1 protein-coding gene is annotated in these 549 nt (G+C 67.9%); it reads left to right on the top strand.

From position 1 onward, the window contains the following. The coding region (locus MKD38_RS30860; protein WP_305882541.1) for a carboxyl transferase domain-containing protein at positions 1–549 on the top strand (549 nt) is incomplete at both ends.

The raw sequence follows: 549 nt of genomic DNA, 5'->3' as shown, positions 1-549 counted from the left end.
CAAGCATTTGTCGCGCGGCAAGCTGCTGCCGCGCGAGCGCGTGCAGCAGCTGCTCGACCCCGGCACGCCGTTCCTGGAGCTGTCGCAGCTGGCCGCGTACGACATGTACGACGATGCCGCGCCCGGCGCCGGCATCATCACCGGCATCGGCCGCGTGGCCGGGCAGGAGTGCGTGATCGTCTGCAACGACGCCACCGTCAAGGGCGGCACGTATTACCCGATGACGGTCAAGAAGCATGTGCGCGCGCAGGAGATCGCCGAGGAGAACCACCTGCCGTGCATCTACCTGGTCGATTCCGGCGGCGCCAACCTGCCCAACCAGGACGAGGTCTTTCCCGACCGCGACCACTTCGGCCGCATCTTCTACAACCAGGCCAACCTGTCCAAGCGCGGCATCCCGCAGATCGCGGTGGTGATGGGCTCGTGCACCGCGGGCGGCGCCTACGTGCCGGCGATGAGCGACGAGTCGATCATCGTCAAGAACCAGGGCACCATCTTCCTGGGCGGCCCGCCGCTGGTGAAGGCCGCCACCGGCGAGGAAGTCAGCGC

The sequence above is a fragment of the Cupriavidus sp. WGlv3 genome (assembly GCF_023952475.1).
GTDB lineage: Bacteria > Pseudomonadota > Gammaproteobacteria > Burkholderiales > Burkholderiaceae > Cupriavidus > Cupriavidus phytorum.
This window is presented reverse-complemented; position numbering and strand designations above follow the sequence as displayed.